Annotated in this window: 34 protein-coding genes; 15 read left to right on the top strand and 19 right to left on the bottom strand. The window is 56.9% G+C overall.

Annotated elements, in window-relative coordinates; all coding sequences use genetic code 11:
• Positions 1-16: 16 nt before the first annotated feature.
• The 12 genes from ACYZT6_RS08270 to ACYZT6_RS08215 form a co-directional block, all read right to left on the bottom strand.
• On the bottom strand, positions 17-361 hold the full coding sequence (locus ACYZT6_RS08270) for a head decoration protein (protein ID WP_462026450.1): 345 nt from the start codon (positions 359-361) through the stop codon (positions 17-19).
• Complete coding sequence (locus tag ACYZT6_RS08265) at positions 358-1,512, bottom strand: head maturation protease, ClpP-related (RefSeq protein WP_462026449.1); 1,155 nt, start codon at positions 1,510-1,512, stop codon at positions 358-360. The genes ACYZT6_RS08270 and ACYZT6_RS08265 overlap by 4 nt, the downstream gene beginning before the upstream one ends.
• Positions 1,509-2,990 carry a phage portal protein gene (locus ACYZT6_RS08260; RefSeq protein ID WP_462026448.1) on the bottom strand — a complete coding sequence of 494 codons (1,482 nt, stop codon included), beginning with the start codon at positions 2,988-2,990 and terminating at the stop codon, positions 1,509-1,511. Before ACYZT6_RS08260 ends, ACYZT6_RS08265 begins: the two co-directional genes overlap by 4 nt.
• Positions 2,990-3,196, bottom strand: a complete 207-nt coding sequence (locus ACYZT6_RS08255) for a phage head-tail joining protein (RefSeq protein WP_462026447.1) — start codon at positions 3,194-3,196, stop codon at positions 2,990-2,992. The genes ACYZT6_RS08260 and ACYZT6_RS08255 overlap by 1 nt, the downstream gene beginning before the upstream one ends.
• A gap of 1 nt (position 3,197) precedes the next feature.
• Entirely contained in the window at positions 3,198-5,219 is a 2,022-nt protein-coding gene (locus tag ACYZT6_RS08250) for a phage terminase large subunit family protein (protein ID WP_462026446.1), read from the bottom strand.
• A 4-nt stretch (positions 5,220-5,223) separates the two neighbouring features.
• Positions 5,224-5,784: a terminase small subunit gene (locus ACYZT6_RS08245; protein WP_462026445.1), complete on the bottom strand. Its 561-nt coding sequence runs from the start codon at positions 5,782-5,784 to the stop codon at positions 5,224-5,226.
• A 164-nt stretch (positions 5,785-5,948) separates the two neighbouring features.
• The gene (locus ACYZT6_RS08240; protein ID WP_462026444.1) at positions 5,949-6,293 is read right to left on the bottom strand and encodes a phage holin family protein; all 345 of its coding nucleotides are present in this window, start codon (positions 6,291-6,293) and stop codon (positions 5,949-5,951) included.
• Positions 6,294-6,822: 529 nt separating this feature from the next.
• The gene (locus ACYZT6_RS08235; RefSeq protein ID WP_462026443.1) at positions 6,823-7,188 is read right to left on the bottom strand and encodes a PA0613 family protein; all 366 of its coding nucleotides are present in this window, start codon (positions 7,186-7,188) and stop codon (positions 6,823-6,825) included.
• A complete protein-coding gene (locus ACYZT6_RS08230; protein WP_462026442.1) occupies positions 7,181-9,397 on the bottom strand; it encodes a VapE domain-containing protein in 2,217 nt (738 codons plus the stop codon). The genes ACYZT6_RS08235 and ACYZT6_RS08230 overlap by 8 nt, the downstream gene beginning before the upstream one ends.
• Positions 9,387-9,614, bottom strand: a complete 228-nt coding sequence (locus ACYZT6_RS08225; protein WP_462026441.1) for a TraR/DksA family transcriptional regulator — start codon at positions 9,612-9,614, stop codon at positions 9,387-9,389. Before ACYZT6_RS08225 ends, ACYZT6_RS08230 begins: the two co-directional genes overlap by 11 nt.
• Positions 9,607-10,125, bottom strand: a complete 519-nt coding sequence (locus tag ACYZT6_RS08220; RefSeq protein ID WP_059181269.1) for a phage regulatory CII family protein — start codon at positions 10,123-10,125, stop codon at positions 9,607-9,609. The genes ACYZT6_RS08225 and ACYZT6_RS08220 overlap by 8 nt, the downstream gene beginning before the upstream one ends.
• A 327-nt stretch (positions 10,126-10,452) precedes the next feature.
• Entirely contained in the window at positions 10,453-10,677 is a 225-nt protein-coding gene (locus ACYZT6_RS08215) for a helix-turn-helix transcriptional regulator (protein ID WP_462026440.1), read from the bottom strand.
• Positions 10,678-10,778: 101 nt separating this feature from the next.
• Between ACYZT6_RS08215 and ACYZT6_RS08210 the strand changes: the two genes are divergently transcribed.
• The 10 genes from ACYZT6_RS08210 (at position 10,779) to ACYZT6_RS08165 (ending at position 15,051) form a co-directional block, all read left to right on the top strand.
• The gene (locus ACYZT6_RS08210) at positions 10,779-11,504 is read left to right on the top strand and encodes an XRE family transcriptional regulator (RefSeq protein ID WP_462026439.1); all 726 of its coding nucleotides are present in this window, start codon (positions 10,779-10,781) and stop codon (positions 11,502-11,504) included.
• Positions 11,505-11,589: 85 nt separating this feature from the next.
• Positions 11,590-11,769: a hypothetical protein gene (locus tag ACYZT6_RS08205; protein WP_462026437.1), complete on the top strand. Its 180-nt coding sequence runs from the start codon at positions 11,590-11,592 to the stop codon at positions 11,767-11,769.
• Entirely contained in the window at positions 11,766-12,356 is a 591-nt protein-coding gene (locus ACYZT6_RS08200; RefSeq protein ID WP_462026435.1) for a hypothetical protein, read from the top strand. Before ACYZT6_RS08205 ends, ACYZT6_RS08200 begins: the two co-directional genes overlap by 4 nt.
• Positions 12,357-12,365: 9 nt before the next feature.
• Positions 12,366-12,650, top strand: coding sequence for a phage antirepressor KilAC domain-containing protein (locus ACYZT6_RS08195; RefSeq protein WP_462026434.1), 285 nt, complete (start codon positions 12,366-12,368; stop codon positions 12,648-12,650).
• Positions 12,651-12,790: 140 nt separating this feature from the next.
• Positions 12,791-13,153 (top strand): hypothetical protein, encoded by a 363-nt coding sequence (locus tag ACYZT6_RS08190; protein WP_462026433.1) that lies wholly within the window; start codon positions 12,791-12,793, stop codon positions 13,151-13,153.
• The gene (locus ACYZT6_RS08185) at positions 13,150-13,467 is read left to right on the top strand and encodes a pyocin activator PrtN family protein (RefSeq protein WP_462026432.1); all 318 of its coding nucleotides are present in this window, start codon (positions 13,150-13,152) and stop codon (positions 13,465-13,467) included. Before ACYZT6_RS08190 ends, ACYZT6_RS08185 begins: the two co-directional genes overlap by 4 nt.
• Positions 13,468-13,524: 57 nt before the next feature.
• Positions 13,525-13,944, top strand: a complete 420-nt coding sequence (locus ACYZT6_RS08180; RefSeq protein WP_462026431.1) for a hypothetical protein — start codon at positions 13,525-13,527, stop codon at positions 13,942-13,944.
• A complete protein-coding gene (locus ACYZT6_RS08175; RefSeq protein WP_462026430.1) occupies positions 13,941-14,162 on the top strand; it encodes a hypothetical protein in 222 nt (73 codons plus the stop codon). Before ACYZT6_RS08180 ends, ACYZT6_RS08175 begins: the two co-directional genes overlap by 4 nt.
• Positions 14,159-14,785: a hypothetical protein gene (locus tag ACYZT6_RS08170; RefSeq protein WP_462026429.1), complete on the top strand. Its 627-nt coding sequence runs from the start codon at positions 14,159-14,161 to the stop codon at positions 14,783-14,785. The genes ACYZT6_RS08175 and ACYZT6_RS08170 overlap by 4 nt, the downstream gene beginning before the upstream one ends.
• Positions 14,782-15,051: a pyocin activator PrtN family protein gene (locus tag ACYZT6_RS08165; RefSeq protein WP_071550928.1), complete on the top strand. Its 270-nt coding sequence runs from the start codon at positions 14,782-14,784 to the stop codon at positions 15,049-15,051. The genes ACYZT6_RS08170 and ACYZT6_RS08165 overlap by 4 nt, the downstream gene beginning before the upstream one ends.
• A 73-nt stretch (positions 15,052-15,124) precedes the next feature.
• On the opposite strand, the gene ACYZT6_RS08160 is transcribed toward ACYZT6_RS08165, so the two are convergent.
• From ACYZT6_RS08160 to ACYZT6_RS08150, 3 genes are all read right to left on the bottom strand, one after another.
• Positions 15,125-17,095 carry a helicase gene (locus ACYZT6_RS08160; protein ID WP_462026428.1) on the bottom strand — a complete coding sequence of 657 codons (1,971 nt, stop codon included), beginning with the start codon at positions 17,093-17,095 and terminating at the stop codon, positions 15,125-15,127.
• 26 nt (positions 17,096-17,121) lie between these two features.
• Entirely contained in the window at positions 17,122-17,847 is a 726-nt protein-coding gene (locus tag ACYZT6_RS08155; RefSeq protein ID WP_462026427.1) for an ImmA/IrrE family metallo-endopeptidase, read from the bottom strand.
• Between the two features lie 88 nt (positions 17,848-17,935).
• Complete coding sequence (locus ACYZT6_RS08150) at positions 17,936-19,030, bottom strand: site-specific integrase (protein WP_462026426.1); 1,095 nt, start codon at positions 19,028-19,030, stop codon at positions 17,936-17,938.
• A gap of 102 nt (positions 19,031-19,132) precedes the next feature.
• Here ACYZT6_RS08150 and dusA point away from each other — a divergent pair, with 102 nt between their 5' ends.
• Together dusA and tal are read left to right on the top strand one after the other, a co-directional pair.
• Positions 19,133-20,152, top strand: a complete 1,020-nt coding sequence (gene dusA, locus ACYZT6_RS08145) for a tRNA dihydrouridine(20/20a) synthase DusA (RefSeq protein WP_462026425.1) — start codon at positions 19,133-19,135, stop codon at positions 20,150-20,152.
• A gap of 178 nt (positions 20,153-20,330) precedes the next feature.
• Entirely contained in the window at positions 20,331-21,257 is a 927-nt protein-coding gene (tal, locus tag ACYZT6_RS08140) for a transaldolase (protein WP_109629027.1), read from the top strand.
• A gap of 73 nt (positions 21,258-21,330) precedes the next feature.
• Here tal and rssC read toward each other — a convergent pair whose 3' ends face one another.
• Together rssC and rssB are read right to left on the bottom strand one after the other, a co-directional pair.
• Positions 21,331-21,813, bottom strand: a complete 483-nt coding sequence (gene rssC, locus ACYZT6_RS08135) for an anti-sigma factor antagonist RssC (protein ID WP_007935262.1) — start codon at positions 21,811-21,813, stop codon at positions 21,331-21,333.
• The gene (gene rssB, locus ACYZT6_RS08130; protein WP_010456296.1) at positions 21,813-22,994 is read right to left on the bottom strand and encodes a two-component system response regulator RssB; all 1,182 of its coding nucleotides are present in this window, start codon (positions 22,992-22,994) and stop codon (positions 21,813-21,815) included. Before rssB ends, rssC begins: the two co-directional genes overlap by 1 nt.
• A gap of 276 nt (positions 22,995-23,270) precedes the next feature.
• On the opposite strand from rssB, the gene ACYZT6_RS08125 reads away from it, so the two are divergent.
• Complete coding sequence (locus tag ACYZT6_RS08125; RefSeq protein ID WP_438661898.1) at positions 23,271-23,570, top strand: PilZ domain-containing protein; 300 nt, start codon at positions 23,271-23,273, stop codon at positions 23,568-23,570.
• 61 nt (positions 23,571-23,631) lie between these two features.
• Here the strand turns inward: ACYZT6_RS08125 and ACYZT6_RS08120 are convergent, their stop codons facing one another.
• Positions 23,632-24,321 carry an MlaA family lipoprotein gene (locus ACYZT6_RS08120; RefSeq protein WP_461958043.1) on the bottom strand — a complete coding sequence of 230 codons (690 nt, stop codon included), beginning with the start codon at positions 24,319-24,321 and terminating at the stop codon, positions 23,632-23,634.
• Positions 24,322-24,521: 200 nt separating this feature from the next.
• On the opposite strand from ACYZT6_RS08120, the gene ACYZT6_RS08115 reads away from it, so the two are divergent.
• Together ACYZT6_RS08115 and ACYZT6_RS08110 are read left to right on the top strand one after the other, a co-directional pair.
• Positions 24,522-25,142 (top strand): HAD family phosphatase, encoded by a 621-nt coding sequence (locus ACYZT6_RS08115; protein WP_462026424.1) that lies wholly within the window; start codon positions 24,522-24,524, stop codon positions 25,140-25,142.
• Between the two features lie 125 nt (positions 25,143-25,267).
• On the top strand, positions 25,268-25,531 hold the full coding sequence (locus ACYZT6_RS08110; RefSeq protein ID WP_094471546.1) for a DUF4404 family protein: 264 nt from the start codon (positions 25,268-25,270) through the stop codon (positions 25,529-25,531).
• 173 nt (positions 25,532-25,704) lie between these two features.
• On the opposite strand, the gene queF is transcribed toward ACYZT6_RS08110, so the two are convergent.
• Positions 25,705-26,535 (bottom strand): NADPH-dependent 7-cyano-7-deazaguanine reductase QueF, encoded by an 831-nt coding sequence (queF, locus tag ACYZT6_RS08105; RefSeq protein ID WP_462026423.1) that lies wholly within the window; start codon positions 26,533-26,535, stop codon positions 25,705-25,707.
• Positions 26,536-26,567 lie beyond the last annotated feature (32 nt).

Here is a 26,567-nt window from a genome sequence, read left to right as displayed (position 1 = left end):
AACGTGTCTGATGGTCTTAGCGGACAATCAGAAAATGGGTGGCCAGTTCTTTTTCAGCATCAGGGTCAAGCCCGGTCAAATGCACTTCGCTGACTTCAGCCATGCGCACGACGGCGCGTCCCCGGCGCACGATGTCCGACTCCCCCAGCGGCCCGAAGAGAATCGCGACGGCGGTCTGGGTGCCATCTTCGGCGGTCGGGTGGTAAGGCGCGAATTCACGCGTGGCCGTGACCAGACCGAGGATCTGCCCCGGGTTCAGCGCAGGACCAGCGGCGACGTTGATCGTTTCCCGCGAAATGCTCCCCGCGCCTTCGGACAGGAGAAATTCACCCGCGTGGATCGGCTCTTTTTTGATGGTCATTGTCTTGCTCCTTTTGCGCCGTGCGCGGTGCCAGATTGAGCGGCTTGTCGAGCAGCCCAGATCGAGGTGGGATCAGGTTGTTTGGCCAGCACCTTGGGTGCCGGGTCAATGTCCAGCGGTAGGCTGTTGTCGATTTCAAAGCCCTTACCGCTGCTGACGATCTTGTCGAACAGGCGCGCTCGAACCGCCGCAACATCCAGCCCCGCCGCGACGTACTCGGCACTGAACTCCGGCAAGCGCGCCGCCACGCACAGGTCATTCACGGCTTTGGCACGAGCCAAGCCAGCCAGGACGATTTCTTCGCTTTCCAGCTGGGTCGAGTTGAGCAGCGGTTCGACCAGGTTGCTGATACCCGCCGCCGTACAGCGCTGGGTGATCATCAGTGCCAACTTGGCCGAATCGACCACCGGCGGTACCAGCGGCGGCTCGTCAGGATCTAACTCCGGATCCTGCTCGGGTGGCTCGTCCAGCTGTGCCAGCAACTCAGCCGGCGCATGTTGATAACGCTGCAGCACGCTGCCTTGACCGAGACAGGCCTTGACCTTGACCCCGTCGCCGACTTCATCGGCCAAGCCCAAGGCCACGGCTTCATTCGCCGTCAGCCAGGTTTCAGCGGCAACCAACCGGCGCAGCTCGACCTCATCGATGTCGGGCGCCTTGGCCTTGTAGGCCGCGATGATTGCTTCCATGGTTTGGTCGAGCACGTCGGCCACCTTACGGAAGTCCTCGGCATCCCCAGCCGCATAGGTCCAAGGGTTATGGATCATCAACATGGCGTTGGACGCGATCACAACCTTATGCGCGCCGCACACCGCCACGCTGGCCGCACTGGCGGCCAATGCATCCACGCGGCCTGTGCAGCGCTCACCCAACCGTGACAGCGCGTTATGCATGGCGAGGCCGTCGAACAGATCGCCACCGATGCTGTTGAAGGCCGCGATCACCGGTGAGATACCGTCGTCCATAGCGCGCAGATCCTGCACGAACTGATTGGCCGTGATGCCCCAGCCGCCAATCTCGCCATAGACGAAGACTTCAATAACCCGCTCAGCGGCTTCGCCACTGGCCTGCACCGCGTACCAAGTTTTGTCCTGCAGCTGGACCTGTTTGCCAGCCCGGTTATAAACGCGCGGTCGCGCTTTCTTGCTCATGGTTGCTCCTTGTCGTCGAGCAGCTCGACGGCTTCAAGGGTTGTGTAGTTGAGGCCGAGCTTCGTGGCTCGGGCCAGGTCGGCGGCGTTTTCTGCGTCAACGGTTTCCGCGTCGTAGCCGGTGCGCAGGACCATCTCGCTGCGCGAAGCGAAGCCCGATTGCACTTCCATCCGCCGCGCCTGTACGTCCTGCACCGGCTGGATGTAGGCCCAACCTTGTGGCACCCAACGAGTCCGTAGGTAATGGCGTCGACGCTGTGCGTAGTCGTCCAGCACGAGGACTCCGGATAACACGGCCATGTCCATCCATGCCGCCCGGACTGGCCGGCAGAGTTGGTGGACATAGACGCTGAATTGCAGCTGTTCCAGGCGGCGCCGAAACTCGTTGAGCACCACTCGAAGCGCCCGGTCGTTAACCTCGCGCATGTCGCCAGTGAGGATCTCGTACGGCGTGCCCGTTCCCGCCGCAGCAGCCATCAGCTGCTGCCGCATGAAGTCCGGGTAGTTATTGCCGGCATCCGGTGGTTTGGAGAACTCAACCTCTTCACCTGGCCCCAGCTCCTGCATGGTGCCGGGCTCCAGCGCGACCATCGGCGTGAAACCGTCGCGGTCGTGATCCAAAAGCTGACCGGTGACTGGATCCCGGGGTGTATGCCCTGAGTCCGGCGCGGGACGACTGATGAAGCCGGCGAACAAGTTGGCCACCTCTTGGCGAAACAACACCGCGTCGTCGTAGTTGTCGAGACTGCGCAGGCGTTTCAGCACCGGCGACAAACGCGGTACGCCGCGTAATTGGCCGGGTTCGACCGGTTCGAAAATGTGCAGCACCTGAGAAGCCGGCACCCGCACCAACTGGTTGTAACCGGCGTTCAGCGACGATGCATCGCGCGGGTGCGACAGGTACATCCAGTACGCCACCCGCTTGCCGTCGGGGGTGAACTCGATCCCGGCGCGGACGATGTTGCCGGTTTTGGTGGTTTCGAATTTGTCATGCGGCACGAACTCCGGCGCGAGTATCTGGAGCTGCAGCGGAACGGCGAGACCTTCATCCAGGCTGCGCGGTCGCAAGCGCACAAAACATTCACCCGAGGTTTCCACCGTGCGAGCCGCCAACGCCTGCTGGCCATAGAAGTCGGTGCGCTCGTCGGCGTCCGATTCATCGACCCAATCGTCCCAGAGTTCCTGCAGCAGTTTGCGCAGGGCTTCGTCGTCGGTTTTTGGCCTCGGCGTGATGCCCGTGCCGATCAGGTTACTGACGCGTTTGTCGATCACGTTGAAGGCGTACGGATCGTTACGAACCGCTGCCCGGGAACGCGACCGCAAGTTACGCAGTGCCGGGGTGTTGATGCTGTTGATCCCGTTGTCGGGAGCATCCCAGCCAGTGGATCGGCGGCCCTCTCCGGCGCCTTCGTAACTGGCCTTGATGTTCGACGGCAGCAAGAATCCGTTACGGGTGAGCGTCGGATAGTGGCGGGCCATTAGACTCCTTTGCCTCCGTGGTACAGCCTGACCACCCGCGAGCGCGGCCCGGCAGCATTGATCAGTGACGAACGAATCTCTTCGCGCGCCTTGAGCAGTTCGTCGACGGTGCGGTACTCGACGGTGCGGTCGGTGTAGCGCACGGTTTTTTCACCGCGAGCAATGGCCGCCTCAACCGCGTCGAGGTGCTTCTGGGTAAATGACATATCAGCGTCTCTTCAGATAACCACTGGTGGAGCTGCGGCGTTGAGGTAGTGTTGCTGCGGGTCGTGATTGCACGACCGGGGCAGCGAGTTGCGGTGCCGGTTGCGGTGGTGCAGCTGGTGTCGCATGTCCGGTGTTGCTGATGCGTTCGCCTTGAACAGGTTTGATGCCGAGCGCTTCGTCAAACAATCCCGACTGCGCCAGGGACTGACGCACCCGCTCCCAGTCGTGTTCCTTGTATCGGTTAAGACCCAGGTAATGCGCCATGGCCAGGCAATACACCATCAGGTCAAGGGCTTCGTTGCGCTCGGCCTTGCCCTTGACCCACTCGATGCGCTTGTGGCCCCGGATGTAGCGCGCAACCTTGCGCTCTGCGACGCACTGGTCGAAGAAGTCGTCTGGCAGGTCATTGGCAAAGTGCAGCGCACCCGGCCCCGACTCGAATGGGTAGCGGTTGTAGATCCAGTCCTTGGCCGTGTCGGTACCGACGAACCACAGCTCGGCGCCGTTGCGTTCGGTCTGCCCTTTCCAGGTCACGTCCACCATCGACGGCCGCTGGGCAATGACCGGCTTGCCGGGTTTGCTCGCGCCCTTGATGGCGAACACGTTGCGCCAGCGACGGACGCGGCAGAACTGGTAGACCTCATCGGTGTGGTGCCCGCCGGAGTCGACGGCCACCGCGAGAATGCCGAGGCCAACGCCACACGGATGGCGGTATTTGGCCTTGAGCAATTCGTCGAGTGCCGCCCAGGTGCGTTCGTCTGCGGGGTCGCCCGCGACCACCTGAAAGTCGATGACCCAGCGCTCCATGCCGACGCCCCAGCCCATGGCCATAAACTCCAGACGATTGGCCTGAACGTCGACGGCCCCGGTGATCATCAGCACTGCTGCCGGCATTGAGCCAAGGCTGTAACTCTCCAGCCGCGCCCGTTTGCGCAGGGTGTCGGCCTTGGTTTGCTCTTGTGCGCTGTCCCAAACCTTCGCCAGACGGGTGTTGTAGAACACCTGCATGGGCTCCAGATCGCCTTTGGCCTGGGCCTTTTTGGCTTTCTCGAATTGCTTGGCCAGCGACTTCCAGTCCATCCAGCCCAGCGGCGAATACAAGGCGTTGAGGTGGAAGCCCACCGTCTCGCCGTCACCCTCGGCATGGGCGCGCCATTCGCCTTTGGCGAGCATCTCGCCCTTGTGGTACTCCTCGATCAGCACGTCACACTCAGGCCCGGCGCACTCGTAGTGCACCACGCTGTAGTCTTTCGAGTAGTGAAGGCGCTCCCATTCCAGTGTTTGCATGTGCCCGCAGGTCGGGCATGGCACGTAGTAGTAACGCTGGTCACTGCCTTCAAACAGATCGGAGATCCGCGAGGCGCCCTTGATCGTCGGCGAACTGGAGAAGTAGAACTTGGCGTTACGGCCGAAGGTGCTGCCCCGGGTTTCCGCCAACTCGATGGGGTCGCCCTCCTCGCCAATGTCCACTTCCCAGCGGTCGATCTCATCGCCGTACACGTAGCGCGCCGACAGCTCCGACAGGTTGGCCGCAGAGCCGGCGGTGGTGACGTACAGCGAACCACCCTCGAACTCTTTGGTGTCCATGGTGTTTCGCGAGTCCCGCGAGCGGCTGGACGCGACACGCTCACGCAACACTGGCGTGGCCTTGATGGTCTTGCCGATCCGCGATGACACCCGCTTGGCCAGGCCCAGGCTCGGCAGCAGGGTCAGGATGTTGGACGGCGCCATGTGGATCAGGCCGCCGATCCAGTTCAAGGCAATCTGGGTTTTCATTAGCTGCGAGGCCACCATGGTGACCACGCGTTTGCAGGGGTGAGCTGGCGACAGGCAGCGCATCGGCTCGCGGGCATACGGCGTACGCGAGGTGCGGTATTGGCCGGGCTCAGCGGCGCCGGTGTCACGCGGGATGCGCATGTACTCGTCGGCCCACTCATCGACCCAGACGTCAGGGTCAGGATGCAGCCCTCGGAAATACGCCTCGCGGTACACCTCTGCACCGTCAGGAATTTCCGTAGGCATGGGTTTAACTCGTGGTCAGGGCGTGTTCAAGATCGGCCGAGGACAAGCGCTCTGCATCCTCAAGCGAGCGACGGATAGCCGCCGTCAGGTGCTTTTCGATTTGCCAGGGGTCGGTCATGACGGCGAGCTCTGGCGCTAACTGCGGAGGCATGCCCAGCAGTTGATCGCGCAGAAGGCGGCCGGCGTTATAGGCGCCCATTTCGACGGCTTCACGCTCGACTAAAACGCCTTGTTGTTTGAGAAAGTTGTCGCGTTCTTGCAGCGCCAAGTAGTGCTCTCGAAGCGCGCGAGACTTCTGGAAGTCCGCCACCTCTGCGATTTGCGGCACCGCAGGTTCTTCGACGGCTATTTGGGCCTCGCGCTCCAAGCGAATCCGCTCATGCCGCTCGGCAACACCTGCTTTGCTTGGGTCCGCCGTCTTGGCGAGCAGCGCCTCAGTCGCCTCCAACTCAATTTTTTTGCCATCCTCAGCCAGGACCAACCGGTCCTGATTGGCCAACTTGGAAACATACGATTTGGCCCACCCTCGCCGTGCTGCAAACTCCGCTTTGCTGATTACAGTCATGATGGAATGTCCTGTTCACCTAATGAATACGGGGAGTTCACCTGTTCACCCCAGTTCACTAAGCTGGTGAACTGTCCGCTAACACTTTCCCGCGGGTTTCCGACCCCGTACCCCTCGGATAACCCCAGGGTCCCCGGCGGTTTTCGGCGCCCCGGATCGGTGCATCACCCCTGTTCACCGTTGGCGGGCGGCACTTCGCAGATGCCCAGCCGCTTGGCGGCCCAGCGTTCGTAAAGACCAATGGCAACATCGGCACCGGCCATCGCCGTCAGACAACCCAATGCGCCCGCCGTCCAGATCGACATCCCGGCTGCGATCATCAGCATCATCGCCGACACGCCGCAAACAATGCAGGCACCGGATCGCAGTGCCAGGCGCCGTAACAATGCCCAGCCTCTCGCCCCGTCTTTGTCTGCCCGCCACATCTCCCCCGACACACCGCCGACCAGAGCCAGGACGATCACTAACCAGATCGGCATCTCTGCCAGCGCTTGCTGCTCGTTCGTCATCGCCCTACCCCATAAACGCAAAAACCCGGCGCAATGGCCGGGTTTGGTGTGTGGTGCCTGCCGCTCTCTGCGGTCGCACCTATCGAAGATGACTACTTTTTACAGGTGGATTTTACTGGCAGCAACCCCACTTTAATGCCACCCGGTGAATATGTGGGTTACACGGGGTGAACGCCTAGCGAATGTCGGTGAATACACCCACTCGGCTATCTGCTCTTTTTGCGATGTCCTGCCTGTCCCACCATCACGAATCGAAGTAGGGCACTTGAGAGCCCCGCAATACGGGGCTCCGCCCTACTGTCCTACCTTATTTAACTCTTTCTCCCGTAAAGAGAGAAAACTAAAAACACGCGTGCGCGCCACAGGCGCAAATGCTCGCCCGCTACGCTCACATATGCGAGGGGATGATAAAAAGGTAGGACGGTTGGACAGCCCAAGCGTTGCTTGGCCTGTGGCTGTCCTACCTTGAAAAAGTAAGGTCGGACGCAGCCGGACAGTAGGACATCGATCAGCGGAGAACAGCCCCAGGTCACGCGGCCTTCCCCATTAACATGCCCTCAATGTAAACATGTGCCTCATGCAGACGCAAATAGTAAGTCCGTGCGCTGCACCCGCAATACAGCATCTTTTGTGAGAGAAAACTGTCGTGGTTACAGTAATGCTCGCGCACGATCACCGAAAGCTGCGGTGGCAAATGCTTGTTCACAATCAGCTCGATATCCGCCGACTCATCCAACAACACCCGACTACCCCGAGTCCCCCGTATCAGCTCACCCTTACATTCCATCAGCATGGCAATCATGTTGCCGCCGCTTGATCCGCCCAGGCCAACCGTCACGGGCGAATGCAGATCCTCAGCCCAAAGCTTGAGCATTTCATCAATGCGTTTAATCAAAGCAAGGCTCCTCTACCGCTTCCTGCTGCAAGGCAGAGGCACGCCCCCAGGTCGTAGGCTTCTGGTACGCCCATTGCCGGATACCACTTTTAGGCAATGCCGCTAGCCGCTTCTTACGCCAACCAAGACGATGCATGATCGCTCCGACACGCATCTGCTCAGGCTTGCCCCAATGGCCGTAATCAAGCTTGAGTGCCTGACTCAACAGCTCGTTGCCCGTTGTGGTCTCGCCAATCTGAGACTCCTCCAGCCAGCTCAAGATTGGTCCCTCCCATTCATCAGTCACAAAGCGCTCGTCCTGAGCCTCAGAGAACATCTGTTCCTCGTCCTTGGTAACCCACCAGATATCGCCAGCCTCATAACAAAACATCGCCTCTGCCCAAAGCTGGTCGCGGATCTCCCGAAGCTTCGCCAAGTCTACCTTGGTGCAGTAAACCGGCCAGTAACGGCGGTTACCGGTGGCGTCCTTCAGATACTCCTCTTGGTTCGTCGTGCCCACGAACACACACTGGCGTGGCACGTCGTTTGTTCTTCGGCCGTAGCTCTCGCGATAGGTATCGGTGGATGCAGAAAAGAACTGCTTGGCCTTGGTACTTTCGGCCTTGTTGAAGCTATCCAACTCTCCTAACTCGACAATCCACTTGCCACGGATAGCCTGAAAACTGTCTTTGTCACCAAGGGCAAACGGCGTATCCATAAACCAGTCGCCACCGAGAATACCCATAGCCGTGGACTTACCTTCGCCTTGCCCGCCCTCAAGAATCATCACGGAGTCAGCCTTGCAGCCCGGTCGCATAACTCGGGCCACTGCCGAGATCGGCCAACGCTTGGCAACCTTGGCCGAGTACTCGTTTGCCTGGACGCCCATGACATCGGTCAACCATCTCTCCAGACGCGGAACCCGATCCCACTCAAGCTTTTCCAGATACTCACGAACCGGGTGAAACGCATTGTCGTGTGCTACCACACTGACCGCCTCGATCACATGAGACGCCTTCACCCGCAAGTTGTATTGCTGGGCGAGCCACTTCATGACACGCATATCATCAATGTCTGCCCAGTCACCGACACCGCCGCCGTAAGGAGCCGCCCTTAGTTTGACTATCTTCGAACTGAAGACACTGAAACCAATGACGCCCCGCCAGCGCTCGTCATTACCAAGGATCAACTCAACGTTCTGCATGTGCGCGATCAACGCACCATTTTCCGTGCGGGCCAATTGGTCTTTCCAGCCACCTGCTGCCGGTGGTTTGACCACCGCCAACACCTGACGCCGGACCGCCTCCAAGCCTTCTGCAATGTGCAGATCGTTGAAGTCCGTCCACTTGTCTTCCCGCTGACCGGAGAAGGTCGGCGCAACCACCTGGCCGCCGACGATCAAGGCGGCGTTGTTCGCCTTCTCTTCACCGGGGTTCCAGGCATCACCATTGGCGCGTTTCGTCCTCCAGTCATCATCCCGGCAAACGATCAGCGGGCAACCCGGAAAGCGCTCACGCATGGCCTTGCACACTACCAACAGATTGCCCGCATCGAAGGCGATCGCTACCGTCAGCGAGGTCGCCATATGCAGGCTGGCGCCCGTGGCGTAGCCCTCACACACCAACACCGGCTCCCCCGGCTCAGGGTGAGGCCCGATCAGGTGAAAGGCGCCCTCTTTCGACATCCCGTAAGGCCAGTAGGATTTATCCCGACCGGTGTCTTCCTGCTTAGCCGGAAAGACCACCTGCAGGCCAACCATCTGGTCTCGCACGTTGCACATTGGCACTAAAAACGCGCCAGTGCGCGGCGCGTAGCGAACACCAAAACCGACGATCTGCTTTCGGTCCAGATAGTCGCTACGCCCCTTCTCAGGCATGCGTTTGAACAGCCCCGCCGCCCGATTCGCCGCTCGACGTGCCGCGTTGGCCGCAATCTCGGCGGCGCGACGTTTGGCGTCCTCTTGGCGAGCGCGCATAACCTCACGCTCTTCAGGCGACATCCGCCCCGCCTTCACTTTGATCTTCTGCGTTTCGCCCGAACGCCAGTCACCGAAGCTGCCAAAGATCAGCGTCTCGTCTTTCTCTGTGCGATGTTCATGGACTACGTACCAACCGTTCTTTTCCTTGCCCTTATCCTGAGTAGTCTTGCAGCGAGTCAGCTTGCCAAAAATCAGCGGCTGATCAGGCTCAAGGCCGTAATCTGCGAATTGCCCCAATACCTCATCGAGCATGACGGGCCTCCCGTGATTCTTCGATCGATTGGCAAGGTACGCACTGCGAACAACCGGGCTGCGCTAAGCGACGGTCTTCCGGTATAGGGTCATCACAACCTTCACAGAACAGAAATGAATGCGCCGCCGAGGCGGGCTTGGCGGCGTTACGTGCAGCGAGTGCCTGATCAAGACGCTCCTGCACCAGGTCGTTAGCGAAATCAGCAATATCAGCCACGGTCGACACCCCGCGTTGTTTGATTAACGTAGGTGGCGCGGTTGAACATCCCCAACAACCCTTGAATACCGCGAAATACCTGAAGGCGAATCGCGGCCAGCTCGTGGTCCGTTACCACCCCGTCGCCGATGCTCTTGGCCCATGTCTCAGCCAAGTCCGCGACCTGCCGAAAATACTCAGCAATGCCAGTGGTCAAGGTTTCAGGCATGTCGTTGGTGTACGCCTCGGCCAGCTCCTGCCAAGTCGTATCCCCGACCAGCGCATGCACTGCATCGAGAATGCGGCGGTCCTTGGTCAGCTCCAGGATCTCGCCGAATTCCTGAATGTTCACCGTGTGGCTGGGATGGGTTGGAGACAGCTTGTGCTGCAGCGTGGTGGCGTTTCTGCCGGTGGTGGCGGCAATTGCAGCGGCGCCGCCGGGATAGTCCCGAGCAGCATGGTAAAGCGCTAAATCGAGCGGCAGGATTTCCCGCTGCGCCCGTTCTACAGAACTCAGAGCGATTCGGCTCATGGCATTAAATCCTTAAGGTTGCCAGTGCCGCGCGACATGCAGTGGTGGTACATTTGCCGCGTGGCTTGAAAGGGCCCAAACGCCGGCTAGATCTTTCGGATCAACACCGGCACCGTGCCGAGGCGAACGATCCATCGTTCACCCCTGGCGCAACAGCTGCCCAATCTGTGGTGGAAAAGGCAGCAACACCAAGGCATCCGTGCCTTGGAAAGCGCGGTAAAGAAAGGTGGTTAGCATGTGGTGTGCCCGCCCATCTTTATCGCGACCCGACAGCGCTGTGGTGGTGCGTGCCGGGAGGAACCGGGCGGCCTTTGGGCCGCCTTTTTTCTAAGCTACTTTCTGTATATCCATCTCAGGCGGGAACACATCATCTAGCGAACAGCTGGCGCCAAGCCGGTTCAGAGCCGCAGTGATGGCCCGACATTCAGCAAGGCCGGCAGTGCGCCGTCCAGACTCATAATTGCTTATCCGCGTCTGTGTCCAACCTAGAGCCAAAACCAAGTCTCGCTGCTTGATCCCCGCCTTCTCCCGATGGCTAGCAATCCTATTCATTACAGGCCTCCAATGACTGGGAGGAACAATAAACACAGATCGTGATTTTTGCAACACGCAAAGTGCGAAAAAAACATTTCAATGCGTGGTAAAAATGCCTCATGAACACACTCGGCACGCGAATCAGAACACTCAGGAAAGCCAAAGGCATGAGCCAGAAGGATCTGGCCCTTGCCTGTGGTTGGGAATCACAGTCTCGTATTGGTAATTACGAAAAAGACGCACGCCAGCCCAATTTGGGGGATCTTGGGAAGATCGCGACTGCGCTAGATGTTTCGTTCAATGAGCTCGTCAAGGATGTTACGGGTCCTCTGCCTCACATATTTACAGATGCATTAGGAAACACGTACGACATAACCTCCCCCCCTATATTAAGGGCTCAACGAAACGATGGCTTGAGCTCTGTGGGAATGGCTAAAACAGGAAGTGTCCCAGTGGTAGGAACCGCACAGCTCGGCAATGAGGGATATTTTGAGGCTCTTGATTTTCCACCAGGTCACGGCGATGGATATCTAAACATCTACAGCGATGACCCGGATGCTTACGGTCTGAAGGTTACCGGTGACAGCATGCTTCCTAGGATCAAAAATGGTGAATACGTCCTGATCGAACCGAACAAAAGCTACTTCAGCGGAGATGAGGTCGTGGTGAGGACTACCTCAGGACGAACGATGATTAAAGAATTCATCTATCTGAGGGATGGCATGTACCGTTTTGACAGTGTAAATGCCGAACACTCCCCAATTCACATCTCAGCAATTGAAGTGATGGAGATTCACTTAGTCGGTGGGATCTTGAAATCCTCACGATTTCTACACACTTCGTGATTTTTTAATCACGATACGTGTTGACACGACAAAGCACATTGCGTGATATTTGCCTCACTCTTCCACCACAGAGCGAGGCAACACCATGCACACCACAGCAACCCTGCACGTCCACCCAGCGTGCGCCAGCGACCCAAAACTGATCAAGCAGCTGCAATCCACCACCGGCTGCTTGGTCATTCTCCACAACAAAAAACCTAAGCTCGTCGCAAAAAGCTACCAGCCCGCCCCTTTCGATCCGAACGGCGGAGGGTATGCAGCATGAGCAAGTACAAACTCGACAACCGCACCCTGCAACTGCTCAACGCTCAGGTCAACCTGACCGAGACCTTCAACCACACGCTGAGGTCGATGCCTAAGCGCGAGGCTCTGTCGTTTCGCCTGAAAGTTGAACGCAACACATCCGACACCCTTTTCACCGTTGAACTGGGCAGCGAACGCCACACGCTGACCTTGAAGAACGAAAAAAAGATGCACCTCAAGCTGGCCGAATTCATCGAAGAGATCGTCAATGGCCCCTTCGACCCCAGCAACGCCGCCGGACTGTTGAACCTCCCCCACGCCAACCGTCAATACGCTCGTTTCGACACTGCGCACAAGCAGCGGGTATTCGAGCTGGTGCGCACTGGTGGTGTGGTGAGCCTCGAGATGGGTTTTGAGCTGCCTCTCCATGTCGCATTGCATCGCACTCAAACCCGCTCTGGTGTGACCACGATCATGAGCATCGGCGAGAAAAGGCCGCGCACCAAATGCTTCACCGTGTACGGAAGCGATGTCGAGATCTACGAGAAAGTGTCCGAGTCCATCAACCACCTGGCTGCGGCAGCAACTCCTGCCGCACACGCTGCTTGAGGGGGTGTCATGGAACGCACACTCGCCCAAGCCGCAAAACACCTCGGTATGACTCGGCCCAAACTGATCGACCTCATGCGGGCAAAAGGTCTGCTCAATAACCGGAACCTACCCGCCTACCCGACCCGCGATCGCGAATACCTGCGGGTCAAGGACAGCAACTGGTACCACGAAACCGCCGGCATGCAGTACAGCCAGTCAACCCGCGTCAAACAACCCGGCATTCGCTGGCTGGCCGATCAACTGGGGCTGGATCTACCCGCCATCCCGGTAAACCACCGTGACGTGGCCTAGGGAGTACGCCCGCCAGATCGTCGCCATGCGCACACGCGAGGAGCGCAATGCCGCGCTCCTCGAAGTGCCGGAACATCTGCGGGAGCTGACCAAATGCCACTGCCTGAACGCATGGAATCACCCAAAAAGGAGAAAGCCGCATGAACAACAACCTGATTGATCAATACCTCATCGAGCTGCTGCGTATCCCGGCAGAGCAACGCACTCAGGAAAACATCGCCGAAACAATCAACCGTATCGGGTCCGCCGCCCAGCTTGATGCTTCCCCCTTGAGCCAGATCCACCAGGAGCACGCAAAACTGGTGGCCATTGTCGAGTTCCTGGCAGCAGAGCTGGGTATACAGCGGCACGACACTTCGCTCTGGATCCGTGAAGGTCATACGCAATCTCTTAGCGCAATTTTGAGTGACGCTGAAGGCCAGTACTTGATGGGCTTCGGCGAAACGGCAGAAGAAGTGCTCAAAGATTTGCACACGGTCGCTAGGAACAAGGACGCCGCATGAAGGACCTCAGCCAAAACCCATTGCGACTGATGCCCGCACCGGAAATGGCAACCGTCGAGCTACTGTACCGCACCTTCGGTGACGTGCTGATCCCGCTGGAAAAAGTCCGCGAGCAGTACTTCCGCAACCTCAACGAGCAATCGTTCGTGGCCGAGATCAATAGCGGCCGGATCCAGCTACCCATCACCACGCTGGACACCAGCCGCAAGGCGCCGAAGTACGCGCACATACGGCATGTCGCTTCGCTGATCGACATCCGCGCCTACAAGGCCGACGAAGAGATGCTGCGACCGCAGGACAATTCAACCGAGTAAGACACCTGACCCAACGGCTGCCACCACCAGCCTACGACACCACCAGGAGCACACCACATGACTGCAATTCAAATCTGCGCATTGATCGGCCTCATCATCGGCGCCGCCCTTCTCTACTGGACCGGCTACCGAGGCGGCCTGCTCGATGGCCGCATCGAGGGAATCGATGAAGGCAAAGCCATCCAACAATCCGACAACTCGGAAGCCATCCGTAACTTGGAGCACTCGCTACTTCAAGTACGCGCTGACCGCCTGCAACTGTACGGTCACTACGAGCGTGCACTGGCGGCCTCAAAACTGGGAGAGCAGGAGCGTCAATCTCTACTGGCCATCGCTGAAAAACTCAGGATCGCCGCCGAGACATTCAGCGCCTTCCGCAGCGGCAAAAAACTCGAACGCGATTCACTCGTCCTGCGCGATCAAGCGCTCTCCATGGCTGCCCTGCTAGAGCCAGCAACGCAGGAGGATGCGGCATGAATCGCGCTCCTCAAATGTTGCGCCTGACACCACAGGCAGCCGGCGCGTTGCAACAGCAGTGCACCAAAGCCACCACCGAGTTGCTGGAACTGACGCGCTTTCGCAAAGAGTTCGACCGGCAACTGGTCGCACTGGTCGGCATCGACGCCCTGCGCAAACTGAACAAAGACACCACGAACGCCCTGCTACTGGCAGACCTGGTCGAGGAGGCAGCATGAGCCAGATTTCTCACCACCATCGCAACACGGCTCACGCTTCACCAGCGCCTGATGGACTAACTCGCTATCGAACTCCGGAGCAAAGCGGCACGAAAATGGACCAGCACACCAACCAAACATCGACCGTTTTGCTCTGCAACTCCGATAGCGTCGACACACAAGAAACAAACAGCCTCTGCTGCGCAGCAGCAGGCATTATTGCCCCTATCAGCGCCACTGCCGAGGCGCTTATACCCCTCGAAAAGCTGCGCGAGGCAGCCACACCCGATGCAACGCTAATCGCTCAAATTCGCCCGCCCGCGCAGCTTGTCGAGGGGTATAAGCCCTTTTTGTGCAACGAGAGCCCCACTGAGCAGTCTGTGTTCGAACCGATTCAGATTGATGAGCGCGCAGAGTTCGAGAGGGAGTTTCCAGTGCCTGAAGGGCTGCGGTACTGCGGACTACGCGGGACGTACATTTGCACATCAGGTACGAACACATCCGACGCGTTCGCTCGCGAGCATTACGCGTATAGAGCGGGCTTTACTGGATGGTTGCGCCGATCTTGGAAGCGAAACGTATTGGATGCTGTGAGACCTGTCCAAGTCCATCTGGCGACGAAGAAATGCCAGGAGGAAGCATGAACACACTTTTTTTACTTATGGCCCAGTACGATGGCCAGGCAGTGATCCCACTGAGTCGTGTTTGCGCCGATTATATGTTTTTGACGGTCGAGAAATTCAAACTGAAATGTTTGTCGGGCGAGATAGACATACCGATTGTTCGTCTAGGCGCTAACAGTCAAAAAGCAGCTCTTGGCATCCATTTAAAAGACTTGGCAGACTACATCGACAGGCAGCGTGAGAAAGCTGCCATCGAGCAAAACAAATTAATGGGACGTGCTGCCTAAATCAAACGAACGGGGCCATTTTGGCCCCATTTTACTTAAACCCTACAACGATCAGAAATAACCGAGTATCAGATCATTTGCTTCTGCTCGCGTTGTATTTCTGACTGCCAATCCACTCTAGGATCCCCCCAGGCACTAGCAGTTCGTATTTAGCTCGGGATCCACCGGTGTATAACGCACAAATTTTCCTGTCGTACCCTAGAACATCTCCAGGCTTGATTACGCTTAACAAATCTGGAGCAAGCATGACCGAATCAAATTCGGCATTTTTTACATTTCCTACCATGCCCAATTGATAACCGCTAGGAGAGACATCATCGAGTAACAATAAAGAAATTTTAAGCTTATCTAAATCATACCCTCTAACCAACATTGCCTCAATTTTCTCAAACACTCCATTATTTATTTGAGCCTGCGCCAACGACTCCCAGGAAGTGTGAAAGAATAAAATTCTATGCTTGGGTTGCACACCACGATGAAACAGATTTATGCAATCCGTCATAAAATCGACAAACTCCTGCTTCGATCCGTGCAACAAAGCGAAACGCAGGCCCGCGTGAGACAGGCGTTGAAACCATTCGAACATCCCCCACTCCGAATCAACTAGAATTGTCGACGGCCTGTCAGGCACCTTGCCAACATCATAATAAACCACTTTAGTTCCATCATTGCTGCCGCCTTCAAAGGGCAGTTTAATTTTCGTTGGATGAGCATCAATCAAAGGATTTAAGATATTCTCCACATTCTTCCCAGCCCTCACGGAGAGTGTGATATCCCGCTGACGTATATTTTTAGACCGTTTAAATACAGGACCATTGATACACTGATATTCATCCCCCAAGGTTATGACTGCCTGAGGACTCCGATCAAGAATTTTAAGTATCGGACGAGAAAGATCATGACTCTCATCTACAATTACATGAGCAAATCTTTCAGGTATAACTTCCTCAGTTAACGACAAGTACTTAATTAAGTGATAACCCCGCACTGGAAATTTCACTTCGTAAACGGGAGGAGATATCGTCGCCTCCCAAATTCTTTCCGCATATTGAACAAGAACAGCCACATCAGCTAAAGTGACATCTTCCTTAATGTAAGGAAGGTGCCACTTGGCTATATATTTATCCCCACTTTGGCAGTACTTTTTTACAGCTCGCCTGCAAATCGCCGTAACCCTAGCGGGAGTTATCACCCCAACAGACCCTATATTCAAGACCCGTGTTACATCAGAATCTCTCAGATTAAGGTAGTCATCCGCCGCCTTTACAAGATGTGGACGTTTCGTTACCAGTAGCTCCATCGCCAACATCATGAATGTCCTTGCAACAATATGCCCCTGTTGCAAACGATAGGTTAGCTGGTACAGCTGAGCCTGGGTTTGTGCGAGCACCAACGTTGTGTATGGATCCATAAATTTTGCCAACGAAGAGATCAGATACGTTTTCCCAGTCCCGGCGTAACCCTGAATATGAATCGACTCATCTTTCTCCGCTAAAAAGGACCGAACGATAAGATCCTGCGGGGCACTTAATACCAACAGCTTGCCCTTAGGCGTCTCGACTTCCGCCTTAAATGCGGCGACTTTTTTATAGTGACGAGTTCGATACTCGAAATCCCAACTACCATCACCCAACAAATATTCACCCGCATCCACATCATCTTGGGACAACAATTCCAGTCCCGTCTCGCGCAACACATCCAAACCAGAACTCAACTTTTTCACGTCGAATAACCGCTGTACTTCCTGCTCTAAATTTCCGCCACCCTGCTTTTGCCTAACCCCCCAAGCAACCAGATTAGCTAAAAGCCGTTCAGCGGGAAAAACCATACTCCTCCCCTGATCAAAATTCGTAAGATGTTGAATCATCAGGACCGCAGCAATTTCCGCATCAGTCAAAACTTTTAACATATCAAAGGCAGCGTTGGATGCGACTAAAGCATTGGCTTTTTGCTCGCTCAGCGGGATATACAACTTATCTTCGGCACCACTTGAAAATTTACGCATCATCATCCCCACTAAACAATCAACAAAAGCAGCCAACAAGCCACAGCGCACATCAAAAACCAGACCTACTTAAAAATTGTATTTAGCGTCCCTGCGACCACTTCTTCAGTAACGCGCAGCGGCCTACGAGCATCAGTCAACAGCTTGAGCGCATTAATACGGAACGCCACAAGTGTTTTCGGGGCATCGAAGAAAATTCGCATCTCCGTGACAATTTCTGCGTACAACACTCGATTACAAAGCTGATCATCCAGGTAAATGGGTCCATGCCCACGACTTTTAAAATCTAATTTTTCCTGAAGGTGTGAGAAATAACTTAAAAATATCTGACGCGGCATCAGTAAACTCGAAGCAAACGACCTCGCCTGCCACTCCAAGCTGTTCGAACCATTAATAGATGTGCTGGGCTTCAGCCGAATATCCACATGCGAATCATAAACAACTCCTGACTCCATGAACCGGCCATGGTCCAGAGCGGCATGACCAATACAATGGGCCAGCGCCAAACGCTGCACATCTAAACTTCTGCCCACTGTAAATATAGTCACGACTGAGGTACTAAAATCGATACTTCCTAATGCTGTCGAAACGTCATTGGAAAAGATGACGCGCAGGCCCGACTCTACCTCTAGCGTCGAGCACACCTCCTCAAGACTAACTCGATCATCACGAAACCGGACGCGACGATATGATTCGTTCTCAATAAAATCCGGATCAAGAAAGGGAACAGGAATGCTTACGAGTTTTTTATTTTTCTTACGCTTTTTATCTTTTGCCCCAAGCTTCTTCATGACGCCCCCTTCTCCATGCCTCGATTAGCTGCTCAGTGGCCCATATTAAGCAAAAATACAAAAGCTGCTTCGTCTTCGTAGCTATACATCAACCAGCGTTGATCCTGTCCACCCATTTCCATCCAGCATAGGGATCACCTCGTCCTCGCAGATGTGTATACCGACGCAACGAGTTCCAATCCCGATGCCCTGAAACACTCGACACCCTCGGGATGTCCCAGTCCATCTCAAACAGTCGACTGACCCCTTCGTGTCGCAGGTCATGGAAATGCAGGTCTTCAATGCCTAGCATCGGGCAGGCCCGCGTGAAGGACGCTGACACTGATCTGGCATTGTAGGGAAAGATCTCCTTTTCCGTCTTGGGCATGGACTGCAGGATCGCCCAGGCCTCATCCGGCAGATGGCACCACACGTTGTTGCCGATCTTCTGCCCGGGGTTTTTCATATCCCGCACCAGGACAGCCTGACGGGACTCGTCCAAGTCCTCCCAGAGAATCCGCGTGATCTCTTCCTGCCGGCGGGTTGAGAAGAGCGCGAAGGCAATCAGCTTGGGCATGTCGATCTGGGCTTTGCGGCGCGCCTGCATCTCGAAGAAGTGCCCCATGAGCTTATCCAACTCTTCCAAGGTCGGCCGACGGTTGCGCTCTTTGCTCTTGCTGACCATGCCCAGCTTGCGCAACACCTTGCGCGCATCCGACATGGCCAGCGGGTCGACCTCATAACCCCACGCTGGTCGCGCCACCGATAGCACCGCGCCCAGGTGCGACAGATCGTTGCCGACCGTCTGCGCCTGGACGCCACCGCCCTCCTTGCTCATCCGCCATTGCGCGAATTCCACCAGCTTCTGACTGGTCAGCGCCGAGTCGTCGAGCTCGCCCAGCCAGGTGTCCTTGATCGCGCTCAGTGTCGCGCTCTTGGTCTTACCCAGCGGCCGGATCTTCTCGTATTCCTCCAGGTACTGCTCGATCATTTTCCTGATCGTCACACCCTTGCGGTTAGCGCGCTCAATGGCACCCGGTTCCGCCAGCTCCGTTTCCCGACGCTTGATCCAGGCCTGGGCCACCTGCTTGCGGTCGAAGGTTTGGCTTTCCTGATAAACTGTCTTCCCGTCCCGATTGATCCGTATTTGCGCCGTATAGGCCGTCGAGTTGTCCTTGCGCTTGCGTGATGTGATCGTGCCCATTTCCAGTTGCTACATTGCTGAAGTCGATTGCTACATTGTAGCAACCGACCTCGAAAAACAAGGAAAAATGGGTAAAAACCGCTGTATAAAAGATCAGTATCAATGAACTTCGAAAAACCTAAAGCGCCCGTAAACATTAGCCACACCCGTCCTGAGCCGTCCCGCCGCTTCAGTGTGGCCCCGATGATGGATTGGACTGATAGACATTGTCGATTTTTCCTACGCCTACTCTCCAAACACGCCCTCCTCTACACCGAAATGGTCACCACCGGCGCGCTCCTCAACGGCGATCACGAGCGCTTCCTCCGTCACAACGAAGCCGAACACCCGCTCGCCTTGCAACTCGGTGGCAGTGTTCCGTTGGACCTGGCCGCATGCGCCCGTATGGCCCAGGACCATGGTTATGACGAGGTGAATCTGAATGTCGGCTGCCCGAGTGATCGGGTGCAGAACAATATGATCGGCGCGTGCCTGATGGGGCATCCGCAGTTGGTGGCGGATTGTGTGAAGGCGATGCGTGATGCGGTGTCGATTCCGGTGACGGTGAAGCACCGCATAGGGATTAATGGGCGGGACAGTTACGAGGAGTTGTGTGATTTCGTCGGCACGGTTCGCGATGCCGGGTGCACGAGTTTTACGGTGCATGCGCGGATTGCGATTCTTGAGGGGTTGTCGCCGAAGGAGAACCGCGACATTCCGCCCCTGCGCTATGACGTGGCGGCGCAGTTGAAGGCGGATTTTCCGGAGTTGGAGATTATTCTTAACGGCGGGATCAAGACGCTGGAGGCGTGTCACGCGCATTTGCAGACGTTTGACGGTGTGATGTTGGGTCGTGAGGCGTATCACAATCCTTATGTGATGGCTGAGGTGGATCAGCAGCTGTTCGGCAGTACGGCGCCGGTGATCAGCCGCGCCGAGGCGCTGGCGCAGTTGCGGCCTTATATAGCGGCGCATATTGAGGCGGGCGGATCTATGCACCATATCACCCGGCATGTGCTAGGCCTGGGCACCGGGTTTCCGGGGGCGCGCAAGTTTCGGCAGTTGTTGTCAGTGGATATTCACAAGGCTAAAGAGCCTTTGGTGTTGCTGGATCAAGCAGCGGAGTTGCTTGAGGGCCGTTAACGGTCGCTTGGTTGAACCTGTGGTCTGATTTGGCATCGTATTTACCGATACCCGCGCCCCTCCTTTCAAACATCCGTTTCCCGGTTGTTGCCACCGGGGCCACCGATACGTACATGCGCCCTTGAGTGGCTGTCAGCGCTCGGGTAATGTCATTAGACCCATAGGACAGAGCACGCCCATGACTTCCAAGCTGGAACAACTCAAACAAATGACCACCGTAGTTGCCGACACCGGCGACTTCGAAGCTATCGCTCGCGTAAAACCCGTCGACGCTACCACCAACCCTTCCCTGCTGCTGAAAGCGGCGGCCATTCCCGGTTATGCCGAGTTGCTGAACGCCTGCGTTCACGACTGCAAGGGCGATGTGGGCCTGGCCAGCGACCGATTTGGCGTAGCGGTAGGCCAAGAGATTTTGAAGGTTGTACCAGGCCGTATTTCCACTGAAGTGGACGCGCGCCTTTCATTCGACACTGACGCCGTATTGAAGCGTGCGCACCGTCTGATCGAGCTGTACGACAAGGCCGGCATTGGCCGCGACCGCGTGCTGATCAAGATTGCCTCCACCTGGGAAGGCATCCGCGCCGCCGAGAAGCTTGAAAAGGAAGGCATCCAGACCAACCTGACGCTGCTGTTCTCGTTTGCTCAGGCTGCGGCCTGTGCTGACGCCGGCGTGTTCCTGATTTCGCCGTTTGTAGGCCGCATCTACGACTGGTACAAGAAAGCCAACGGCAACGACTACACCGGCGCGGATGATCCGGGCGTGCAGTCAGTGACGCGCATCTACAACTACTACAAGGCCAATGACTACAAGACTGTGGTCATGGGTGCGAGCTTCCGTAACCTGAATCAGATCGAGCAGTTGGCTGGGTGTGATCGCCTGACCATCAGCCCGGACCTGCTGGAGAAGCTGGCGGCGGACACTGGCAAGCTGGAACGCAAACTGGCCCCGGGTCATGCCGGTGAAGCACGTCTGAGCCTGAATGAAGCGCAGTTCCGTTGGTTGTCCAACGAGGATGCGATGGCGACGGAGAAACTGGCTGAGGGTATTCGTCAGTTCGCTCGCGACCAGGAAAAGCTCGAGGCACTGCTGCAAGCCAAGCTCTGATTCAGTAAGAGCAAACGCAAAAAGGGCGAACCCTTACAGGTTCGCCCTTTTTTGCGCGCGGTCGCTTATGGAGTCAGTGACGCTCTAGCGCATTCACCAGATCATGAAACGCTTCACGATTGGAGTCGTTCAGGCCCATGAGGATTTTGTGTGCCTCGAGCACTTTGATCCGCACGACTTCTTCGGACTGATCCTGGTCTGGCAGGTCGGTCAGGCATTCAGGGCACGGGATCGGGCGGTCAACGATGTTGAACACTTGCTCGAAACCCATGGACTGCAGCAGACGGGTGATGTCTTCGTGGGTGGTGACGACGGTCGGCAGCAGGCCGACTTTTTGCCGCGACAGGATCGACAGTTTGGCCAGAAGGCCAAGGGTGGTGCTGTCGATGCTGCGGGTTTCGGTCAGGTCGATCACGATCGCATTGAAGTTCAACGCGGTGAAGATCCGCTCAATAGTCGCATCCAACGCCGAACACAGGGTCAGGCGAACTTCACCGACGAACTTCAGGACGAAGGTGCCATCCTGCTCGGCGAACTGGATTCTACCGGTACTCATTAAAGATTCCTGCTCAACACCAACAGGGCGATATCATCCGGCATCTCCCCTAGCGTGGCCAATCCAAAAACCTGCCGCAGACCATCCAGGCTGCCGCCCGCTGCCTTGACCCGTTGGGGCAAAGCCGCTTCTTTTTCTTTGAGTGTAGGCTCTGGCAAAAGGTCCAGAATGCCGTCGGACATCAGCGTCAGGCTGAACGTCGGCGGCAACTCCAGCACGTGGTCTTCATAGGTGGCTTCATTGAAGAGGCCTACCGGCAGACCGCGCCCTTCCAGATAACGAACACTGTCTGGCGTGTACAACACAGGCAACGGCAAATGACCACCGATGCTATAGGTCAACAAACCTGTCTCCTCGTCGATGACTCCACCGACCATTGTGACGTGTTTACCCAGCTTACAACTGATCAGGCCTCGGTTGATATGACCAAGGACCTCTGAAGGCTTGAATTCTGGCAATGTGCCGCTGCGCTTGGATTCAAACAGCAAGCGCGTGGTCATGAACTTCAGCAGCACGGTAACGAAGGCTGAAGAGGCGCCATGACCGGAAACGTCCGCCAAGTAGAAGGCTACCCGACGCTCGTCGACCCGAAAGTAGTCCACGAAATCACCCGACAGGTACAGCGACGGGATGATCTGGTGCGCAAACTGGAACTCATCGATGGTCCAGGGACTGACCGGCAGCATGTTCATCTGCACCTGGCGACCGGCGTTCTGGTCTTCCTGGAGCAGGTTCAGGCTGGCGGCAAGCTCTCGGTTGGCCTTTTCCAGCTTCTCGCGGTAGCGCTGGTTTTCCAGCAGCAGACGCGCGCGATCCAGGGCCCGGCGCACAGAATGCTCGAGCACAGCCAGATCTTCGAGAGGCTTGATCAGGTAATCCGCCGCGCCCAAGCGCAAGGCCTCGACTGCGTCGTTCATCACGCCGGCACCCGAAACCACGATCACCGGGGTTTGCGGCGACAGCTCGGTGACCTGGCGAATGAGTTCGAGTCCGCCCATCTGCGGCATACGCAGATCGCAGATGACCAAGTCGGGCTTGTCTTGCTCGAATACCTGAAGACCCTGCTGGCCATTGCTGGCCTGCAGGACACTGAAACCACTGTCTTCCAAGTAGGCCGCGAGGCTCGCGCGCACTACTTCGTCATCATCGATTATCAGCAGCGTGGCACTGGTTTTTGGCATGTGGGCAAACGGCGCCAGAATTAGGTTGGCGTAGCAGGCAGGGGTATTGTCCCGGCTCACACTACTGGATTCGCTTTCTAGCCTCTCTACTGCACCGTTTTCGAGCGTTTGCCCTACACACAGGTACACCAGAGGTGCCCTTCTAAGGCGCAGACGGTACTCCCATCCGCGGGGCGTTTCAAGCTCACGCCGATGGTCGCTTGACGTCTTTACTTGTTAAATCACCGGGAGTTATAAGAACAGGCAAAACCGTAACCCAATGGAAGGATGAAGCCCATGAGCCAAACCGATCGGGACTACAGCGAAAAGCGCGATTTTATCCGCATGCGGGTCGATGCCGATGTGTCGCTGATTCACGAAGGCGATGAGGTGCCAGCCGTCTGCATCGACCTTTCCAGCAGTGGTATGCAGGTTGAGGCACCCCGCCTGTTCAAGGTCGGTGACCGGATCAGCGTGCGCATCGATTCCGATCACGCAGCGCTCAAAGGGCTTGAGGCCGACACCGAAGTGGTATGGGTGAAAGAACAGGACGGTGGCAGTCAGAAACTCGGGCTTACAATCTTGAAGATGAAATAAGGCCGGATCCAAACGAAAGAAGGCGGCCGATTGGCCGCCTTCTTCGTTTTACCGCTCGAGATCAAAAATCGTCTTCGACCTGGCCGTCTTTGACTTTGAACTCGCGGTTCTGCAAGTACGCATTGCGGATGAAGGTGTACTTGTCGCCGCTGATCAACTTCTCGCTCGACAGCAGGCTGGCGCGGGTGTCGACGATATTCAGGCCGAAGACCGAGTTACGCACCGGCACGTCGTTGATGTAGCGGTACGGGCCGGTGTAGCCGTCGACGTACTTGGATGGAGCATCACGCAACGTGCTTGGACCCAACAGCGGCAGCATGACGTACGGGCCGCTGCCCACGCCCCAGTAACCGAGCGTCTGGCCGAAGTCTTCGTCGCTACGATTCAGGCCCATTTGGGTGCCGACATCGAAGAAGCCCAGCAGGCCGAAGGTGGTGTTGAAGATCAGACGGGCAGTGTCTACGCCCGCGGCAGCAGGTTTGACCTGCAAAACGTTGTTGGCAAGGTTGGTGACGTCACCGACGTTGCGGAACATGTTGTGAATGCCGTCTTCCAGGAACTGCGGCGTCACGAACTCATAGCCTTGAGCGATTGGCTTCAGGGCGTAAGTGTCGACGAAGTCGTTGAACTGGAAGATAGGACGGTTGACGCTTTCCCAAGGGTCGTCTTCCGTGGCAGCCTGGGCTGCGAACGGAACCAGCAACACGCTGGCACACACACAAAGCTGAGCTAGACGATTGCTCCAGCGCATAGAAAACTCCTTGGATTGTACTGGCGAGGGCGCTTGGCCCAGGCGATAAGCTGGCTAGTATAAGACGGAAAAGCCGATTTAGGGCAGCCTCGCACGTGATGGCCTACGGATGCTTCGTCCTGATTGAGAGCACTTCACATCAGTGTCACTCAACTGTCACCGGCGGCGCATAGCCTTGTCACTATTTCAGGGACGTTGATATGCCGCACGCCGAAGCCTTGCCCCTCGCTGCACACAGCCTGACCGCCGTACTGTTCGGGCTCAGTGGTTGCCTGGTGGATTTCGGCGCCCGGATGCGCCAGCTCGATACTCACACGCCCGAGCATGCCGAGGTCACGCCCGGCGCGCTGGACAGTCTGAACAGCCTGCAACGCCAGCAGATTCCTTGCGCCTGGCTCGACGAGTTGCCCCCGGCCGTCAGCCATTCCCTGGCCGGCGCCCTGCCTGCATGGATCAAACCCTCGCAACACCCCGCAACAATCAATCCATGGCCGGCCCCGAACGCTTGCTGGCAAGCCTTGATGGCGTTGAATGTCGAACAACTCGATGGTTGCGTGCTGGTCAGCGGCGAACCGCGATTGCTGCAATCGGGATTGAATGCCGGGCTGTGGACGATCGGCCTGGCGTCATGCGGCTCGCTCTGCGGGTTGGCGCCCAGCGAATGGCAGGCTTTGAGCCAAAAGGAACGCGAACACCTGCGCGGCAAAGCGACGGTGCAGTTGTTTGGTCTGGGGGTGCATTCGGTGATCGATCATCTGGGCGAACTGGATACCTGCCTCGCCGACATCAGCCTGCGTCGACTCAAGGGCGAAAAACCCTGACCGCCGCCTCACGCCTATGAAGGCATGCAGGTTCAGCTGGAGTGGATTAATCTAAAGGCAAGCCATAGACCTTTGGCGCTCTGCTGCGGTCTATGCCAGTGCCTATCGATAAAAGGAAGAACGCCATGCCTGCCCGCGAACTGCAACAACAGCTCAATACTCTGCGCGAGCAATTGGAACAGAATCCACCGCTGACCGAAGCCGAGCGCGAAGACCTGCACGCGCTGATGCAACAGATCGAACTTGAGCTTGAACTTGAAACCAAAACCCAGGACACCAACCTCGCCGACAATGTGAACCTGGCCGTCGAGCGCTTCGAAATTGAACACCCTACCCTCGCCGGTACCTTGCGCAACATCGTGCAAGCTCTGGGCAACATGGGGATCTGAACCCGCCAGATGCAAAAAAGCCCTGCTATCGCTAGCGGGGCTTTTTCATATCTACGCCTTGAAATCAATCACCCTGTTGGAGCGAGCCTGCTCGCGATGGCTGAGTGTCAGTCAACATCAATATTGGATGTACTGACCTCATCGCGAGCAGGCTCGCTCCTACAGGGGGTAATTTATTGACGGACCAGGCGGTGGTTCGGCAGTTGCACGGTTTCGGTGCTGCGATACGGGTTGATGTCCAACCCACCGCGTCGCACATACCGTGCATAAACCGTCAACTTCTCCGGTTTCAACAACCGCTGCAAGTCGAGAAAAATCCGCTCCACGCACTGTTCATGGAAGTCCGAGTGCTGACGGAAGCTCACGATGTACTCCAGCAAACTCGCGTGATCCAGCGCCGCGCCACGGTATTCCACCGCCACGCTGCCCCAGTCCGGCTGGCTGGTGACCGGGCAGTTGGATTTGAGCAAATGGCTGTGCACGCTCTCTTCCACAATGCGCGAATCATCGCAACGCAGCAGTTCCGGACGCGGATGCTCGTAGTTGCTGACGCTGATCTCCAGGTCATCGATGCATACACCCGGCAACGCCACGACGCCTTCGGCTTCAACCTCCTTGAGGCTGCGGATCCGCACGCCAACCGGCTTGCCGGCAGCGGCCGAGAGGTCTTTCACCAACGTTGACTCAAGGGTCGCGGTGTCGGCAAACGGCGTCTGGTTCAACGAGTTCAGGTACAGCTTGAACGACTTCGATTCGATAATGTTCGGCGAATCCGCCGGGATGCTGAATTCGCCAATCGCCACCACCGGCTTGCCCGACGGCAACAACCACGACAGCTCGAAGCAGTTCCAGAAATCCACACCCTTATAAGGCAGGGTCTCAGCCGTCAGGCCCAACTCGGCCCATTTCGCTGTGCGCGGGATCGGGAACAGCAACGACGGCGTATAGGTGGCGATGTATTCGCTGGATTTGCCCAGCGGCGAGTGTTCGGCTGCGGGATGCATGGCGGAAACCTGACTGAAGAATCAGCGGATTC

It is taken from the genome of Pseudomonas sp. RT6P73, from assembly GCF_054897715.1.
The sequence above is the reverse complement of the archived record's forward strand: the minus strand, read 5'-3'. Positions and strand labels throughout refer to the sequence as shown.

Excerpts from the sequence above, each read along its gene's own strand:
- rssC (WP_007935262.1), bottom strand. The coding sequence starts at position 21,813 with ATGAGTACCGGTAGAATCCAGTTCGCCGAGCAGGATGGCACCTTCGTC.
- ACYZT6_RS08185 (WP_462026432.1), top strand. The coding sequence starts at position 13,150 with ATGAAGGACCTCAGCCAAAACCCATTGCGACTGATGCCCGCACCGGAA.
- ACYZT6_RS08240 (WP_462026444.1), bottom strand. The coding sequence starts at position 6,293 with ATGACGAACGAGCAGCAAGCGCTGGCAGAGATGCCGATCTGGTTAGTG.
- ACYZT6_RS08200 (WP_462026435.1), top strand. The coding sequence starts at position 11,766 with ATGAGCAAGTACAAACTCGACAACCGCACCCTGCAACTGCTCAACGCT.
- ACYZT6_RS08245 (WP_462026445.1), bottom strand. The coding sequence starts at position 5,784 with ATGACTGTAATCAGCAAAGCGGAGTTTGCAGCACGGCGAGGGTGGGCC.
- ACYZT6_RS08215 (WP_462026440.1), bottom strand. The coding sequence starts at position 10,677 with ATGAATAGGATTGCTAGCCATCGGGAGAAGGCGGGGATCAAGCAGCGA.
- ACYZT6_RS08115 (WP_462026424.1), top strand. The coding sequence starts at position 24,522 with ATGCCGCACGCCGAAGCCTTGCCCCTCGCTGCACACAGCCTGACCGCC.
- ACYZT6_RS08260 (WP_462026448.1), bottom strand. The coding sequence starts at position 2,990 with ATGGCCCGCCACTATCCGACGCTCACCCGTAACGGATTCTTGCTGCCG.
- ACYZT6_RS08170 (WP_462026429.1), top strand. The coding sequence starts at position 14,159 with ATGAGCCAGATTTCTCACCACCATCGCAACACGGCTCACGCTTCACCA.
- ACYZT6_RS08255 (WP_462026447.1), bottom strand. The coding sequence starts at position 3,196 with ATGTCATTTACCCAGAAGCACCTCGACGCGGTTGAGGCGGCCATTGCT.
- ACYZT6_RS08205 (WP_462026437.1), top strand. The coding sequence starts at position 11,590 with ATGCACACCACAGCAACCCTGCACGTCCACCCAGCGTGCGCCAGCGAC.
- dusA (WP_462026425.1), top strand. The coding sequence starts at position 19,133 with ATGAACTTCGAAAAACCTAAAGCGCCCGTAAACATTAGCCACACCCGT.
- ACYZT6_RS08175 (WP_462026430.1), top strand. The coding sequence starts at position 13,941 with ATGAATCGCGCTCCTCAAATGTTGCGCCTGACACCACAGGCAGCCGGC.
- ACYZT6_RS08120 (WP_461958043.1), bottom strand. The coding sequence starts at position 24,321 with ATGCGCTGGAGCAATCGTCTAGCTCAGCTTTGTGTGTGTGCCAGCGTG.
- ACYZT6_RS08155 (WP_462026427.1), bottom strand. The coding sequence starts at position 17,847 with ATGAAGAAGCTTGGGGCAAAAGATAAAAAGCGTAAGAAAAATAAAAAA.
- rssB (WP_010456296.1), bottom strand. The coding sequence starts at position 22,994 with ATGCCAAAAACCAGTGCCACGCTGCTGATAATCGATGATGACGAAGTA.
- ACYZT6_RS08195 (WP_462026434.1), top strand. The coding sequence starts at position 12,366 with ATGGAACGCACACTCGCCCAAGCCGCAAAACACCTCGGTATGACTCGG.
- ACYZT6_RS08220 (WP_059181269.1), bottom strand. The coding sequence starts at position 10,125 with ATGAGCCGAATCGCTCTGAGTTCTGTAGAACGGGCGCAGCGGGAAATC.
- ACYZT6_RS08150 (WP_462026426.1), bottom strand. The coding sequence starts at position 19,030 with ATGGGCACGATCACATCACGCAAGCGCAAGGACAACTCGACGGCCTAT.
- ACYZT6_RS08230 (WP_462026442.1), bottom strand. The coding sequence starts at position 9,397 with ATGCTCGATGAGGTATTGGGGCAATTCGCAGATTACGGCCTTGAGCCT.
- ACYZT6_RS08210 (WP_462026439.1), top strand. The coding sequence starts at position 10,779 with ATGAACACACTCGGCACGCGAATCAGAACACTCAGGAAAGCCAAAGGC.
- ACYZT6_RS08265 (WP_462026449.1), bottom strand. The coding sequence starts at position 1,512 with ATGAGCAAGAAAGCGCGACCGCGCGTTTATAACCGGGCTGGCAAACAG.
- ACYZT6_RS08110 (WP_094471546.1), top strand. The coding sequence starts at position 25,268 with ATGCCTGCCCGCGAACTGCAACAACAGCTCAATACTCTGCGCGAGCAA.
- tal (WP_109629027.1), top strand. The coding sequence starts at position 20,331 with ATGACTTCCAAGCTGGAACAACTCAAACAAATGACCACCGTAGTTGCC.
- ACYZT6_RS08270 (WP_462026450.1), bottom strand. The coding sequence starts at position 361 with ATGACCATCAAAAAAGAGCCGATCCACGCGGGTGAATTTCTCCTGTCC.
- ACYZT6_RS08250 (WP_462026446.1), bottom strand. The coding sequence starts at position 5,219 with ATGCCTACGGAAATTCCTGACGGTGCAGAGGTGTACCGCGAGGCGTAT.
- ACYZT6_RS08125 (WP_438661898.1), top strand. The coding sequence starts at position 23,271 with ATGAGCCAAACCGATCGGGACTACAGCGAAAAGCGCGATTTTATCCGC.
- ACYZT6_RS08165 (WP_071550928.1), top strand. The coding sequence starts at position 14,782 with ATGAACACACTTTTTTTACTTATGGCCCAGTACGATGGCCAGGCAGTG.
- queF (WP_462026423.1), bottom strand. The coding sequence starts at position 26,535 with ATGCATCCCGCAGCCGAACACTCGCCGCTGGGCAAATCCAGCGAATAC.
- ACYZT6_RS08180 (WP_462026431.1), top strand. The coding sequence starts at position 13,525 with ATGACTGCAATTCAAATCTGCGCATTGATCGGCCTCATCATCGGCGCC.
- ACYZT6_RS08190 (WP_462026433.1), top strand. The coding sequence starts at position 12,791 with ATGAACAACAACCTGATTGATCAATACCTCATCGAGCTGCTGCGTATC.